This is a genomic window from Mucilaginibacter sp. P1_A3 (genome assembly GCF_056406855.1).
Genome location: NZ_JBFTZJ010000016.1, coordinates 48,018 through 64,482, shown reverse-complemented (window position 1 = coordinate 64,482; position 16,465 = coordinate 48,018). Strand labels below are relative to the sequence as shown.

The window sequence follows — 16,465 nt, the reverse complement described above, 5'->3', positions numbered from 1 at the left end:
CTTGTATCTATTAAAATAGTTGTTAAAACGTAGCCTGTACACCTATTAAATAAGTTTTCTGATTGGCTGGATAGTTACCAAAATCAATACCGAAGTTGGTGTTATTGTTCAGGTCAGATGGTTGAATTTCAGGATCTAAACCTTTGTATTTTGTTATTGTGAACAAGTTAGCACCTTGCAAATAGATTCTCAATCTTGATATACCTAATTGTTTAACCTGTGAATTTGGAATGCTATAACCTAAAGTTAACGTTTTCAACCTTAAATATGAACCGCTTTCCATGTAATATGAATTAAATACAGCTGTGTTACTAAAGTTTGCAGCAGCAGTTAACACCGGTATTGTAGCATTTTGATTTGTAGGAGTCCATGAATTAGCTATGATTCCTTTTGCAACGCCACCTTTAAATACTTGTGGAAAATCTGTCCAGTATTTTACATAGTTAATATTCTGGTTACCTTTTGAACCGTAGAAGAATGCATTAAAATCAAAGTTCTTATAGTTAGCATTCAATGTAAAGCCATAAGTGAAATCAGGGTTAGGGTTACCGAAGAAAGTTCTGTCGGCATCTGTGATCTTACCATCGCCATTAACATCTTTATATTTAAAGAAACCTGGCGCAGCACTTTCCTGGGTAGGAGAACTGCTTACATCGGCCGCATCTCTGAATAAGCCCTGAACTACATAACCAAAGAACTCACCCATTGGTTGACCTGGCTGGAACCTGGTAAATGAACCAATACGTGTTGAACCACTGCTGGGGCGATCATAATATTTTTTACCCTCTGGCAAACTAATAACACGACTTTTGTAGCTGGTTATATTACCGGTGATATCGAATTTAAAATCACTACCAACATTACCATGATAGGTTACACTAAGATCAAGACCCTTATTGCTGATGTTACCTGCATTAACAAATGCATTAGTTGCACCACCTTGTGCATTTGGAGGTTCTGGACGGAAAAGCAAACCAGAGATGTCTTTCTTGTAAAGTTCAAAACCAATTTCCAGTTTATTGTTCAGGATTGTTGCATCAAAACCTACGTTGGTAACTTTATCTGTTTCCCAGCTGGTTAACGCGTTTCCTATTTGTGAACGATAAATACCTAAAACAGCGCTGTTACCTGTTCCGCCAATATCATAATATGAGTTTTGTGGATTTGCCGCGTATAAGTTTGTTGCATTAAATTTATCAATATTACTGATAGAACCTAATTCACCATAACCACCACGTAATTTTAAGTCATTTAACCAGCTAACATCTTTCAGGAATGATTCTTGTGAGATCCTCCAACCTGCAGTTATTGAGTAAAATGTACCATAACGGTGTGCCGGAGAAAACACTGATGCACCATCACGACGCAAAGTACCACTTAACAGGTATTTATCACTGTAGGCATAATCTACCTTACCAAAGTATGAGTAAAGTCTTAAGTAATTAATATCGATGTTCTGGTTACTTTGACCTTGTGGCGAACCTGTATCCAAATCTACATATACAGGTGTGGTTGATACACTGTAGTTAGATCTGCCTGCACGTAAACCTCTTTGATTATCGTTAAGTGCTTCTTCACCCAATAACAATTTAACATCGTGTTTACCAAATTTTTGGTTGTAAGTAACCGTGTTGGTCCAGATCCATTTGCTGTGGTAACCAGCGCTTTCCTGGAAAGTATTTGGGTTAGTATTACCTTCGGCGTTTTCAACAGAAGTTGGGTTAAAGCTCCAATAGTAATAGTTTTCAAAAGTACCACCTATGCTTGTACGGGCAGTAAAATGTTTCAGGAAATCAACTTCTGCAAAGATATTTCCCTGCATTGTCCAGTTATAACCTTTATTGTTTTTTGCACGTGTTTGTATTGCAACAGGGTTTGATGAGTTACTTAAGCCAGCAGATTTTGTACCTGCAAAGTTACCCATGATATCATATACCGGAATAACAGGAGGCTGACGATAAGTATATGAAATAGCGTTACCTTCGTTTTGGTTACCAATGGTTGGGTTATCCTTATTGAATAAATAAGCATTTTCACCAACACGGATATGATCACCAACTGCAAAATTTGTATTAACACGCATTGCATAACGTTTTAAATACGTGTTAAGCAATGTACCGTGCTCGTTAAGGTAATTTACCGACATCAAATAGCTTGATTTTTCGCCACCACCACTCGCAGTAATGTTGTGGAATGTTCTTGGTGCAGATTTAAACACTTCGTGGAACCAATCAGTACCAACTTTATTGGTTTTGGTGATCTGGTTACTGTTGATGTTATAGGTAGACGGATCTGTTTTAGGATCGCCAGTGTTTGATGCAGTTGGAGTAATATAATCTTTCAATATAGCACCGCCAGTACCCGGGTACTGTACGCTACCTACTGATCTTTGGAGTGCATCAGCATATTCCTGGCTGCCTGCCATGTGGAAACCATCACTTAATGGTTTTTGGCTGCCATAATAAGCATCGTAAGTAATTGTTGCTTTACCTGCTTTACCTTTTTTAGTGGTAATAACAACTACACCGTTTGAACCCTGTACACCATAGATAGCTGCAGAACCAGCATCTTTCAGTACCTGGATAGATTCGATGTCGTTTGCGTTGATGTCTTCAAATTTTCCCTGAACACCATCAATTACATAAAGCGGGCTTGAGTTACCGGTTGAGGTAATACCACGCACACGTACAGCACTTTGACCGCCTGGAGCACCGCTGTTAATAACGGTAACACCCGCAGCCTGGCCTTGCAATAACGCAGCTGCCTGGCCACCTGGTACAGTTTTTAAGTTGGCAACGTTAACAACAGCAACCGAACCGGTGATGTCTTTTTTACGTTGTGAACCGTAACCTGTTACTACTACCTCATTCAGGGCATTGCTACCCGCAACTAAGGTAATTGATAAAGAAGTACTGGTTCCAACTTTAACTTCGCTGGTTTGATAACCAATGTAAGAAACCACCAGTGTTTGGCCGGCAGTTAATGTAAGGGTGAATTCACCGTTAACATCTGTTACAGCGCCCGTAGTAGATCCCTGGATACGTATAGACGCTCCAATGATAGGCAATTTGTCATCGCTGCCGATAACTTTACCCTTGTACTTTGTTTGGGCTGTAACTACCAATGAAGAAACTAAGCAGCATAGTAGCACGCCAAGGAATCTTCCCTTTAGGAGTAAACTTTTAAACATGAGATTGAGATTTAGTTGATTAATATATTTGATTTAAGATCTTGTGCCTATTTGGTGTTTTTTAAGTTTGCAATTGGGTTATAACATGCCTCATAACGATTTTTTTGGCGAGAACAAAAAAAGCGTGAGGTTGGCGCGCAAAAAGCTGCCGGGCACTAAATGAAGATTTGAAAATGTTGGAATGTAAAAGTCTTATCATATACTAACTTCCTGTAACAAATTTAACTTACGCCGTTACCCTCTTTTCATGTTCCTTAAATATTAAGGTTTACACGACTAAATGTTATAATAATATCAGAATTTGTGTTGTTCCTGGTATTCCAGAAATTTATATTGGCTATGCATCTAATGTAAAGAGAGTGTATTGTTTACACAAGTGAAAAATGCAGATTTGCAAATTAATTATTTATAAAACCTTTAAAGCGTGAAAATTACAAATTGTGAATATTTTATTAATAAATCATTAACAAAAACGCCACTTACTTAAAATTTTTGCAAAGTAAAAATACTGCCGTTACGGATAATGTATCGTCAAAAACAAAGTTTTGACATTTATATTAATGCAAAATGGTTTTAACCTTTTGATTTTTGCTGAGGTTTATGCTATAACAATGTTACACAGTTTATCGCACTTACATGTTAAAATATCATCATGTTTTAGTAGTAATGTCATTGCCACATTTATTATTTTCCCGGCGTTATAAATGTTAATATTACATTTATAAATAAAATAATAAATGTTAATATTACATTTATAGAGTTTTAAGAGAACCATATACATCCGCAAAAAAAGCTTTATTAAGTAAAAAACGCCACACATTTAAGATGTGTGACGTTTTTTATTGGAGGCATTAAACCTTAAAAACTAAAAGACCATATAAGGCATTATATATTATTAAAAAAAATAACTTATCACATAATGGTTGTAAGCTTACTTATTCCACCAAAATGATGCCAAATGAGTATCATTTGAATTTGTACCTATTTGCACAACAAATTTGCCCGGTTCCCAATCATATTTAAGCTGGCTGTTGTAAAACTTCAGTTGCTCCGGAGTAATGGTAAATGATACCTCCTTAGCCTCACCCGGCTTAAGACTTATCTTCCTGAAATTCTTCAATTCCTTTACCGAACGACTAACCGAGGCTTCGGGATCACTGATGTATAACTGCACTACTTCCTCGCCTGCATATTTACCAGTGTTGGTAACCGTTACAGTAGCCGTTAATGTTTCATTCCCTTTCAATTTTGTTTTGCTAAGCTTAACATCGCTGTAACCAAATGTGGTATAACTCAGGCCATATCCAAATGGATAAAGCGGATCATTAGAGATATCCAAATAATTTGATTTGAATTTTGATGGCCCCTTGCCATCGTAAGGCCGGCCGGTATTTTTGTGGTTATAATAAATAGGTATCTGCCCTACACTACGCGGAAAAGTAGCGGTGATTTTACCTGCCGGGTTATAATCGCCAAATAAAACATCAGCAATGGCGTTACCTGCTTCGGTACCGGGTGCCCATACATCAAGTATAGCGCTGGCGTGTTCATCCTCCCAGGTTAAAGTAAGCGGTCGGCCATTGAAAAGTACAATAACCATTGGCTTACCTAATTTTGATAATGCCTTTAACATGTTTTTCTGCGGCTCCGGAATATCGATATCCGAGCGGCTTGATGACTCGCCCGACATGCTTTGCGACTCCCCTACCACTGCAACAATAATGTCTGATTTATTTGCCGCGTCAATAGCTTCCTTCAGCAGTTCGTCGGCAGGTTTTTTATCTACAGAAACCATTCCCGGGCCAAAGTTTAACCGTTTTATAAAAGTGGTATCCTCTGTAATATTGGATCCTTTAGCATAATTAATTGTAACGCCGTTACCCACAACGTTTTTGATACCCTGCATTACACTAATTGATTTTTCCCAATCACCAGCAACAACCCAGGTACCCAGCATATCGCGCTGATTATTGGCAAGCGGGCCTACCAAAGCAATGCTGCCTGTTTTTTTAAGCGGCAATGTTTGCGCATCATTTTTTAGCAATACAAAAGAGTGTTTTGTAATTTCTCTCGCGGCACTGCGGTTGGCCGGCGATAATACATCCGTTGCCTCCCGGGCCTCATCAATCGATTTGTAAGGATTATCAAACAAACCTAATTTATATTTTGCCTCCAACACCCGGCGACAAGCCTGGTCAATATAAAACTGGGTTATTTTACCTTCTTTTAATGATTTTTTAAGCGTGGTTAAAAAACCCTCTCCTACCATATCCATATCCAAACCGGCTTTTAATGCCAGGGCCGATATAGTTTGCAAATCGCCAAGGCCGTGGGCCTCCATTTCGTTAACTGCAGTATAATCAGATACTACAAAACCTTTAAATCCCCATTGTTTACGCAACAGATCGGTTAATAACCATTGGTTACCGGTTGCAGGCACACCATCAATAGTGTTAAATGAGCTCATGAAACTCCCGGCTCCTGCATCAAGTGCCGCTTTGTAAGGTGGCAGGTAATCCTGGTACATTTTAATGCGGCTCATATCTACTGTATTGTACTCGCGCCCCGCTTCGGCACCGCCGTATAATGCAAAGTGCTTTACGCAAGCCATTACCGCATCGCTATTTTTCATGCTGCTGCCCTGGTAACCTTGTACCATAGCTTTGGCAACCTGCCCGCCATACCATGGATCCTCGCCAGATCCTTCAGAGATACGGCCCCAGCGGGCATCTCTTGCTATATCCACCATTGGCGAAAACACCCAGTTAAGTCCTTCGGCGGTAGCTTCCTTCGCAGCTATCTGGGCTGATTGTTTGATCAAACCCATATCCCAGGTGGCCGACATTCCTAACGGGATAGGAAAAATGGTACGATGCCCGTGTATAACATCCAAACCAAATATAAGCGGGATATGTAACCTGGAGTTTTTGGTGGCAACGTCCTGTACTGCTCTTACCTTATCGGCTCCCCAAACACCAAATACGCCGCCGATGTCACCTTTCTTTATTTTCTCTTCAACTCCTTTATTTACTACCGTTCCGGTTGTGGCCGCGCCACTGGTAACCAGGTTAAGCTGACCAATTTTTTCGTCGAGTGTCATTTTCTTCATCAAACCGCTTACAAAAACATTCATTTTTGTATTCTCGGTTTGGGTTTGGGCCATTACCTTATTTAAAGGCAGCAACGCTATACAAAGCGGAATAACCCGGGTTATAAGCTGAGTTGAAAAATACTTTTCCATTATTTAAATTTACGTTGTAGGGATATAGATTTACAAAATATTGGGCAGGTAAGAGCGCCATTATTCACTCTATAACTATTTAATTTAAAATTACCGTTTATAATTGGCTATAATACAACAACATTACAATTGTGTATAAAGTACACAATTGTAATTATTATAATTAAATAATCAAAGTATTTTTGTAGAATAGCACAAATGTTAACCAAACAAGAACTTATTGAGTATTGCGACGACGCCCGTGAAACCTATCTCGATCATATTTCTATTGATTGTGTAGTTTTTGGCTTTCACGAAGGGCAAATGAAGGTATTGCTGCTAAAAACCCATAACGAAGAAAAATGGTACCTGCCCGGTGGCTTTGTGCTTAAACGTGAACCTATTGAAATGGCGGCCAACCGTATTTTAAAGGAACGGACTGGTCTTGCCGAAATATTTTTAGAGCAGTTCCATGTATTTGGTGATCCGGACAGATCAAAAGTGCATAATGATATGTATGCAGATATGCTTCCCCCTGAACGAAACTGGTTCTCCAGCCGATTCTTATCAATAGGTTATTATGCGTTGGTCGATTTTTTTGAAGTAACACCAACACCTGATCGTTTTTCTGAAATATGCGAATGGCGCGATCTGGGTGAGGTGCCCGAGTTGCAACTGGATCATTCACTGATATTTAAAACAGCATTAGATACGCTGCGCCTGCAATTAAATTATCAACCTATTGGCTATAACCTGATGCCGAAGGAATTTACGATGCCCGAACTGCAGAAATTATACGAAACCATACTGGATAAAAAACTCGACCGCCGCAACTTTCAGCGCCGCATACTGGCTTTTGGCATCCTGAACCGCGCCGAAGAACCCCGCAAAGGCGGTGCACATAAGGCTCCATATTTATACTCTTTCGATCTGGAGAATTATCGCCATGCGCTAACTATGGGCTTTAAAGGGGGGTGGTGAATTGATGTTTCTGTAAGTGACCGAAATGAAACCAGAGCAAAGTTTTAGTGCATGTATTATAGGCTTCGTTTTAAGCCTGATATCTTGTTCAAATTATAACCATTCCCCAAATACAAAAGATACAGTTACTATATCTAAACCTACAAATCGTAGTTTCATAGACTCGCTTTCCACTGATGCTCATATATATTCAAAAAATGACAGTGCTTGCGTTATTGTACATAACAAAACTCTTTGCATACCCAAAGACTACCACATTGATTTAGCAAAAACCTTCCCGGGAATATGCMAAATTAAAAACGACTCGATCAAAAAAAGTAGCTGGTTGTTTTTAGGAGACCTTGTTTTTATTGCAATTAATGAAGATACCGGTAGAGGATACACCGATTTATATGTGATAGATACCAAAACCCAAACTTTGGTAAAAGACAATGAATTTAAAAGAGATTACTTATCTGGATTTGGAATTTTCATTATCAACGGCAACAAAATATTCAMAATGAATAAAATCTATTTTGATGAAAAAACGACTATAAGGGCATCTGGTTCGTTGTTTTCAATTAATAACGATAGGTTTAGTTATATCAAGAGCAGGGTAGAAAAAAATGAAATCAATTATGATGATACATCAATTGTCAATTTTTATCGCAAACCTTTAAACAAAAAGGTTTCTACTTCTGTCAATTAATTCGCGCACATCTTATTCAACAATATACTCCAGTTTCACCTGAATATTAAGCCCTTCATTCATTTTGGCAAACTGGCCTGAGTTGCGTGTAAAATCGGCATCAGTATCCATGTACATGTTGGTTATTTTAACCAGTTCGGGGTGTTTCTCGGTGCCTATATTGTAGGTAAGCCCCTCGCCGCCTTCTAAACTTTGTTTAAGTTCAAGGTATTGCTTGCCTGTAATAATGATCATTTTTTCTGCAGTCATCTTAGTTCTGTTATAATTGGTAGTACTTTAAAAAGGAGAATAATGGATCTGCTATGCATAATATATAGCCAATCAAAAGCTAAATTCAACCGAATTATTTCTCTCTTTATTATATTTACCTCAAATATAACTGATATTAATCTGGCTTCATGATCAACCTTAAAAAATTACTCTCCATAGTTTTACTATCGGGTACTACCATAGCATCGGCACAAATAACTTTACCCATAACTACCACCCTGCAAAAAACTTATACCAACGGCACCCGCACCAAAAGCGGCACACCGGGTAAAAGCTACTGGCAAAACACGGCGAACTATACTATCAAAGTAAATTTTGATCCTAAAACCCGCCAGCTTATAGGCACAGTTGGTATTGATTATGTAAATAATAGTCCTGATACGCTTAAGAAGATTGAATTTAAGCTCTATCCAAACATCTATCAAAAGGGCAGCATCAGAGAGATGGCGGTATTACCAACCGACCTGACGGATGGAGTACAAATCAAATCCATAAGTATGGATAACCAGCTATTGGATAGCACAAAACTGCATATTAAGGGCACTAATATGTCATTAAAAATACAGCCTATCAGTTCTAAACAAAAAGTTCATTTGGATATTGCCTACTCCTATACACTAAACAAAACATCGCATATACGTACCGGGCAGGTAGATGACGGTGCTTTCTTTATAGCTTACTTTTTCCCCCGCATTGCTGTTTATGATGACATTGATGGATGGAACGAATATCCTTATGTGGGTTCACAAGAATTTTATAATGATTTTTGTCATTTCAGTGCCGAAATCACCGTTCCCGGAGATTACCAGGTTTGGGCAACAGGTAATCTTAAAAATGCTGATGAGGTTTATAACCCCAAATATGTAAAACTGATCACTTCTGCCGGCACTGATGATAAAGTGACTGATATTGTTACCGAGGCAGATTTAGCTGCTGCTGATATCACTAAAAAGAACCCTGTTAATACCTGGAAATTTGAGGCCGATAGTGTTACCGACCTGGCCTTTGCTACCAGCAACCATTATATATGGAAAGCAAGCAGCCTGGTAGTTGATCCTAAAACCGGCAGGCGCACCCGTGTCGATGCAGTATTTAATCCGGCGCATAAAGACTACTTCGCGGTAGTGAATTATGCCCGCAAAACGGTGGAGACTATGAGCTATAAATTCCCTAAATGGCCATATCCATACCCGCATGAAACCGTTTTTGATGGCCTTGACCAGATGGAATACCCCATGATGGTGAATGATAACCCATTGGAGCAAACTGAGGATGCGATAGAACTGACGGATCATGAGATTTTCCACACCATGTTCCCGTTTTATATGGGGACCAACGAAACCAAGTATGGCTTTATGGACGAGGGCTGGGCAACTATTGGCGAGTGGCTCATCAGCCCGCAAATTGATCCTAAAATTGTAGACTCCTATGGCATGAGCGCGGTAAATGCCTCTGCCGGCTCGGAGCAGGACGCACCTATCATGACACTTACACCCGCGTTAACGGGGATAGCCCGGTTTACCGATAATTACCCTAAACCCGGCCTGGGATACCTCTATGTAAAAGAAATGCTGGGTGATCAATTGTTTACCAAAGCCCTGCATAACTATATCAGCCTTTGGCATGGTAAACACCCTATGCCCTTAGATTTTTTCAATTGTATGAATGCCGGCGCAGGCACCAACATGAACTGGTTCTGGAAAAACTGGTTCTTCGATAATGGAATACCAGACCTGGCTATTACTAAAGTTACCCATGTGGCATCAAAATACAAAGCTACCATCACCAGCATTGGCACAAAAATGGTACCCGTACACCTCACTGTTTTTTACGCCGATGGCAGCAAACAATCAGTAGGTACAAGCATAGCCTGCTGGGCAAAGGGCAACAAAATAACCACACTAAGTTTCACTGCAAAAGGGCCAATAAAACAAATAGTATTGGGCACTACTTATGATGCCGACTCGGACAACAGAAATAACGTTTGGAAACTGTAGGTTAGAGCAAAGATTGTTGGAGTAAGGATTGTTGGAACAAGGATAAAGGATTGGAAAATAGCGAGCCCGAAGCAACCGGTTACGGATTGAAAACGTTCTCTGATCGTCATTGCGAGGCACGAAGCAATCTCCAAGCTTTACAGAGAGACCCTATAAGGTCGACCTGCCTGTGTAGAGATTGCTTCGTGCCTCGCAATCACGGCTCTAAAAACCGCAAGGACGGTTCTGAAAACTTATCTATAACGCAGCGCGAACCTTCTGTTTGAATACTAAACCGTGATACTAATTAATTGATACTTTAAAATAATGAGGCAAAAGCTACCAATTGATAAGTTCACCGAGCCGGTAAATAAGTTCATTCACCAGGAGCACACCAGTGGCATTGTACTTTTCATCAGCGTTTTGGCAGCTATTGCCTGGGTAAATTCGCCGTTCGCGCATTCATATCATCACCTTTGGGATATTAAATTTTCATTAGGTTTTGGCAGTTATATGCTCGATCATCCACTGCATTTATGGATAAATGACGGCCTGATGGCATTATTTTTCTTCGTGATAGGCCTGGAGTTAAAGCGCGAATTTATGGCAGGTGAGCTATCTACCATAAAAAAAGCATCATTGCCTATGGTAGCCGCTTTGGGCGGGATGCTGGTACCCGCACTCATTTACTTTTTCATCAATAAAGGCACCGAATCTGAACATGGCTGGGGCATTCCGATGGCAACTGATATTGCTTTCGCACTTGCACTGCTTTCTCTTGCAGGTAAACATATACCAACCTCTGTAAAAGTATTTTTGTCAGCATTAGCCGTGGCCGATGATCTTGGCGCTGTACTGGTAATAGCCATATTTTATAGCACGCATATAGCGCTTGTTCCCTTAACAATAGGTATTTGGTTATTGGTAATACTGCTCATTGGCAATAAAATGGGCATTCGCAGCATCGCGTTTTATTTGGTAATAGGCTTTGCTGTTTGGGTGGCATTCCTGCTTTCGGGAGTTCATGCTACTATCGCCGGGGTATTGGTAGCCTTTACTATACCCGCACGCACCAGGATCAACGAAAAAAATTATGCAGAAAGCTTAAAGAAGTTGCTTTTTGATTTTGAAAAACAGATCCCTAACAACAGCACCCTAACCACGGCCGAACAGCACCATACCATCGAAAAAATAAAGGAACTAAGTATGGATGCCGAAACCCCGCTTCAAAAAGTAGAGTATTTACTGCATCCCTGGGTGGCTTTTGTGATCATGCCGCTTTTCGCGTTAGCAAACGCTGGGATTATTATTGGTGCCGATTTTTTTACATCCATAAGGAACCCGGTAAGTATGGGCGTTGCCATTGGTTTGCTGGCGGGTAAATTTGCAGGGGTTTTAATGGCCACCTGGCTGATGGTTAAATTTGGTGCCCAACTCCCAGCAAAGGCCAACTGGAAACAAATTACGGGCGTTGCCCTACTGGCAGGCGTTGGTTTCACCATGTCGCTTTTTATCTCGGGACTTGCTTTTACTCATCCGGAAATGGTTGACCAGGCCAAGTATGGCATTTTGTTGGCTTCATTATTGGCGGGTGTATTGGGGGTTGTTGTGTTGAAAAAATCGTAATTTACGTCCCCTCTGGTCTCTCCAATGCAATTAAGTTGACGAGTTTCTCCCGCTGTTAGAAGTCTCCGACTTCGAACAGCGGTGTTATTTGCAGGCGTGTAAAGTTGTGGCGTTTTGTTCAATATGATCATCTATCCTTTTTAGAAAGGAAACAGGCAGGCAAGATTCTATAATTAAGGGAAGGCTGTTTTCAAGCAACCTCCCCAGGTGGCTAAGAAAAGGTTGCCTGAAATCAACCTCCCCAAAACCATTTCATTATTCAAATCTAATTTCAAAATAACTATTTGATAATTAAAGGCGTAGTGATATTATGTAACTAAAGTGTGAAGTTTTGCAAGAGGGATTTACAATCCCTCAGGGCCTGATCCTGAGGTTCCATGCAAGTCGAAAACGCATCGTTTATACCAATCAAGCGGCCTCAGGGTCCCTTTTCAAGGAGACCCTGAGAGGACGAAAGATCAAAAAGTCTCCCATACCAGGGGAGATTTAGAGAAGGCTTTTGTTCCCTACTTCCCCAAATTAGGTTTCCCATAAACACTCAACGGTGTTAACCTGTTCTGAAATATCGTCTGAGGACTATTGAAAAACTTTACGAAATCGTCAGCGCTTACCTGGCTGGGATAGGGTACGTAGTAATGATTAACATTGCCATTTCGCCAGGCCATTACGTATGTTATTTTATGTTGAAGCATGGTTGGCAATAAAACCTTTGTCCACCAATCAACTTGCGGAATCTGTACATAACCCGTTTCGGGCAGGCAGGCCAGCTTGTGATGACTTGTAGCAATAACATCTAAAATACCAAGGCGTTTATCCAATTTGGCTTGATAGCCAGTTACACTTTTGGTACAGTAATTATCAAAACCAATAAAATCTGCATAATCATCGCCTGGGTATCGTTCCAAAAACTCAGCTTCAGAATCAAAATCGGCGGCTGAATAAACGATCAGTAAATTATGAAGCTTTTTGTTATTGCGCAGGTAATCAATAGTAAACTGCCATAAAGCTTTAAATTCTTCGGGAGTATTTTGCTTCTTCCCCCACCAAAACCAACTACCCGTAAGCTCATGAAATGGCCTGAAAAGTAAAGGAATAGCCTCGCCGTTTTTTCCTTTCAACTCCTTCAGGTATTCTGCGGCCCTATCCAGGTATTGAACGTAAGTTTCATGGTAAATACCGCCGGAAATTAAATCTTTTATGGTATTGCTCGTAGTATCCCATGCGGTTTTGCCATTGGCAGGGTTATCCATATGCCAGCAAAAGGTATTGATACCGCCGCGCTCATAAGCATCTTTAACCAATTGCTTTTGCAATTTAAATGCTATGCCGTTTATATCGTGAATACTATCGTGCTCAATACGGGCCAGGTCCCAGCCGTAAAGGGAGGGGTATGATCCTGTAACACTTTTCACGTCAGATCTATCAGCTTCAAACCTCCATCCCACTCCATAAGCGGTATCATCGTGATGGCCAAACATCACCCCTGCCCCCAGCAAGCGCTGCATGCTGTAGAAAAGTGCCCTGGTTTCGAGGGTGGCTTTCTTATCTGCAGGAGCATACATTTGTTGCGCATTTGCCATCGAGCTACAAATTATCAATATTAAAATTACGCTATAAAAAATCCTCATAATAAAACGCCAGCTTTTATTTTAAACTTACGGCTTAACAAGCCTCAAAACAATAACAGATTGCGGCTTGCAATTCGCAAACAAATATGCAATAAATGCCCTTATCAAAGCCTTTTTTATATATCCTCCTACCCATGACGTATTGGATTTTGAGGCGTGTGGGTCTGTCAGTCTGAGCCTGTCGAAGACTCGCGCGTAGAGGCTTTTGCCCGCTATCCTTCGACAGGCTCAGGATGACAGCCATTTTTGTTACGTCATTCTCTCCTTTAGAGGCCACCGGATTTTACAACTCACTATGCCATTAATTTTCTAATTTATCCGTTTTATAATTTCAATACAAGCCCTGCTGTTATGGTAAGGGCATTTCCAAAGGCCAACTTTATCCTCTCCGGGCATAATGCTGCCGTCATCTTTAATCCCCCAGAACCATTCTCCATTTTGCTTGTCCAGTATTTTAGTCTTGACAAAAGTCCAGTTATTGATGGATAGATCGAGGTATTTTTGATCGCCGCTGATTTGCCAGGCATTATAAAAACCAACCATTGCCTCGGCCTGTACCCACCAGTGTTTTTCTTTGATGAGATGATCATTCGCAGGTTCATACTCGTACCATAAACCACCATCGGTATCCAAGCCTGTTACGGTTGCATCAGCAATTGCCAAACAGATCTTTTTGATCTGCTCCACCTTGCCCTGGTCCGCAATTACTTCGGCAGCCTCCAGCAATAGCCAGGTTGCTTCAATATCGTGTCCGTAAGAAACCGTATCCGATTTACGGTTCCAATCCTCATCAAAAAATAATACGAGGTGATGAGTTTCGGCATCAATAAAGTGATCGCCAAAATTATTTATCAGCGTTTCAATTTGCTTTTTAAGTTCGCTATCAGGCCAAATGCGGTACAGGTTGGTATAAGCTTCCAGTACGTGCAAATGAGTGTTCATGGTCTTTTTTTCGTTGGCATCTTTGGGACTCAAACGCAGGTCGTTTATTGGCTGCCAATCGCGGGCGAAGGCTTCCATGTACCCCGTTTGATGCTGATCATAACTTTTATCAACCAACAAATGATACAGGGCAATAGCCTGATCTTTAACTACCGCTAAACCAGAGGCCATATAGTATTCGCTAAGGGCATAAAGCGTAAACGCGCTGGCATAAACCTGCTTTTTAGTATCCAGCATATTGCCCTTATCGTCAACAGACCAATACACCCCGCCAAATTCCTCATCAATAAAATGAGCATTGATGTAGGCATAAGCCCTGTTAGCCATTTCCAAACTGGCTTCATCGGGCTTCAAATTACAAGCCGCCGAAAAACTCCACAAGATCCTGGCGTTTAAAACCGAGCCTTTAGGTGCATCGGGCGTTACGTAGTTATCGTTATCTATCTTACCAGCAAAGCCACCATTTACTTCGTCGGGAGTATATTTTTGCCAATAGGCGACGATGTTGCTTAACTCGCTGGTGAGCTCAGTTTTATAATTTTTTAATAATGTTCGCTGTGCAGTCGATAATTTGTGCAGTGGCAGGGGTGTGTTATCCGTCATACTTGTAAATCAAATGACATTTTTAATGAGGCAATTTTCTGTAGAGACGCATATTTGCGTCTCCCACCAGACGAGCGGAATTGCATTTCCGATTTGCACGCGGGAGACGCAAATAGGCGTCTCTACGGAGAATAGACACTTACGAAACCTACAATATTTCCTGTGCTATATTTTTGTTCTTATCAACAATCCCGTAAACCTTATCCACCGAAGTTGACGATTTAAAGCCATCCTCAGGTGTATTCATCACATAATCTACCAGTTTAGCAACCGTAGTGGTGGCTACATGCATACGCGTATCCGATGATGCATAATAGATATAAACCGTTCCGTCCTCATCGGCTATCCATCCGTTACAGAATACCACGTTAGATACATCACCCACACGCTCCTCCCCTTCAGGCGCTAAGAAATAGCCTCCGGGTTTGTGCGTAACCTGGGTGAGGTTGTTTAAATCGGTCATAAACATGTACAGTACATAGCGCAAGCCGGCCGCTGTATTGCGTACACCATGAGCCAGGTGCAACCAGCCTTGATCGGTTTTGATAGGTGTCGGTCCCTGGCCGTTTTTTGCTTCGTAAACGGTATGGTAATTTTTATTATCGATGATAGTTTCCTGGTCAATAACTGCATTTTCCATATTATCGGTCAGGCCGAAACCAATGCCACCGCCGGTGCCGGCACTAATAAAACCATCCTGCGGGCGGGTGTACAGGGCATATTTACCATCTACAAACTCCGGGTGCAATACTACGTTGCGTTGTTGCGGTGAATTGGTTTTAAGATCGGGCAGACGTTCCCATTGCACCAGGTCTTTTGTGCGCGCTATACCACAGGCCGCAACAGCCATTGATTGATCATGTGCAGGGGCGGCAGGGTCGCGCCTTTCGGTGCAGAACAGGCCATAGATCCACCCGTCCTGATGCTGTGTTAAACGCATATCATATACATTGGTATCAGGCTCATCTGTTTGCGGCAGATTGACAGGATATTCCCAAAAAGTAAAATTGCTGACTCCATCAGGACTCTCGGCTACGGCAAAAAAAGACTTGCGATCCACTCCCTCAACGCGCACCACCATGATGTACCTGCCGTTGAATTTTATAGCACCGGCATTAAAGGCGGCGTTAATGCCAAAGCGCTCCATGAGGTATGGATTGGTTGCCGCATCCAGATCATACCGCCAGTAAATTGGAGTATGCGCAGCTGTTAGCACCGGGTTTATATAACGATCAAAAACACCGTTGCCGGTACCTGATATTTGGTTAGGCTTTGTTATCAGGTGATGTTGTTCCTGCTGCAACAGGGTTAATCTTTGTTTAAATTCAGGGGTCATATATG

10 protein-coding genes are annotated in these 16,465 nt (G+C 41.1%); 4 read left to right on the top strand and 6 right to left on the bottom strand.

Annotated elements, in window-relative coordinates:
- Positions 1-22: 22 nt before the first annotated feature.
- Complete coding sequence (locus tag AC1D0K_RS27915; RefSeq protein ID WP_477441633.1) at positions 23-3,190, bottom strand: SusC/RagA family TonB-linked outer membrane protein; 3,168 nt, start codon at positions 3,188-3,190, stop codon at positions 23-25.
- 931 nt (positions 3,191-4,121) lie between these two features.
- Positions 4,122-6,431 (bottom strand): beta-glucosidase BglX, encoded by a 2,310-nt coding sequence (bglX, locus tag AC1D0K_RS27910; RefSeq protein ID WP_477394311.1) that lies wholly within the window; start codon positions 6,429-6,431, stop codon positions 4,122-4,124.
- Between the two features lie 198 nt (positions 6,432-6,629).
- Between bglX and AC1D0K_RS27905 the strand changes: the two genes are divergently transcribed.
- Both AC1D0K_RS27905 and AC1D0K_RS27900 read left to right on the top strand, forming a co-directional pair.
- Positions 6,630-7,391, top strand: a complete 762-nt coding sequence (locus AC1D0K_RS27905; RefSeq protein ID WP_295713291.1) for an NUDIX hydrolase — start codon at positions 6,630-6,632, stop codon at positions 7,389-7,391.
- A 25-nt stretch (positions 7,392-7,416) separates the two neighbouring features.
- Positions 7,417-8,079: a hypothetical protein gene (locus tag AC1D0K_RS27900; RefSeq protein ID WP_477463128.1), complete on the top strand. Its 663-nt coding sequence runs from the start codon at positions 7,417-7,419 to the stop codon at positions 8,077-8,079.
- 12 nt (positions 8,080-8,091) lie between these two features.
- Here AC1D0K_RS27900 and AC1D0K_RS27895 read toward each other — a convergent pair whose 3' ends face one another.
- Entirely contained in the window at positions 8,092-8,328 is a 237-nt protein-coding gene (locus tag AC1D0K_RS27895; RefSeq protein ID WP_295713288.1) for a hypothetical protein, read from the bottom strand.
- A gap of 149 nt (positions 8,329-8,477) precedes the next feature.
- Between AC1D0K_RS27895 and AC1D0K_RS27890 the strand changes: the two genes are divergently transcribed.
- On the top strand, positions 8,478-10,346 hold the full coding sequence (locus AC1D0K_RS27890) for a M1 family metallopeptidase (RefSeq protein ID WP_477394306.1): 1,869 nt from the start codon (positions 8,478-8,480) through the stop codon (positions 10,344-10,346).
- A 306-nt stretch (positions 10,347-10,652) separates the two neighbouring features.
- Complete coding sequence (gene nhaA / locus AC1D0K_RS27885) at positions 10,653-11,951, top strand: Na+/H+ antiporter NhaA (RefSeq protein WP_477394304.1); 1,299 nt, start codon at positions 10,653-10,655, stop codon at positions 11,949-11,951.
- Positions 11,952-12,457: 506 nt separating this feature from the next.
- Here the strand turns inward: nhaA and AC1D0K_RS27880 are convergent.
- The 3 genes from AC1D0K_RS27880 to AC1D0K_RS27870 form a co-directional block, all read right to left on the bottom strand.
- Positions 12,458-13,531: a glycoside hydrolase family 26 protein gene (locus AC1D0K_RS27880; RefSeq protein ID WP_477394302.1), complete on the bottom strand. Its 1,074-nt coding sequence runs from the start codon at positions 13,529-13,531 to the stop codon at positions 12,458-12,460.
- A 357-nt stretch (positions 13,532-13,888) separates the two neighbouring features.
- Positions 13,889-15,124 carry an AGE family epimerase/isomerase gene (locus tag AC1D0K_RS27875; RefSeq protein WP_477394300.1) on the bottom strand — a complete coding sequence of 412 codons (1,236 nt, stop codon included), beginning with the start codon at positions 15,122-15,124 and terminating at the stop codon, positions 13,889-13,891.
- A 148-nt stretch (positions 15,125-15,272) separates the two neighbouring features.
- Positions 15,273-16,460, bottom strand: coding sequence for a glycoside hydrolase family 130 protein (locus tag AC1D0K_RS27870; protein WP_477394298.1), 1,188 nt, complete (start codon positions 16,458-16,460; stop codon positions 15,273-15,275).
- Positions 16,461-16,465: the final 5 nt, after the last annotated feature.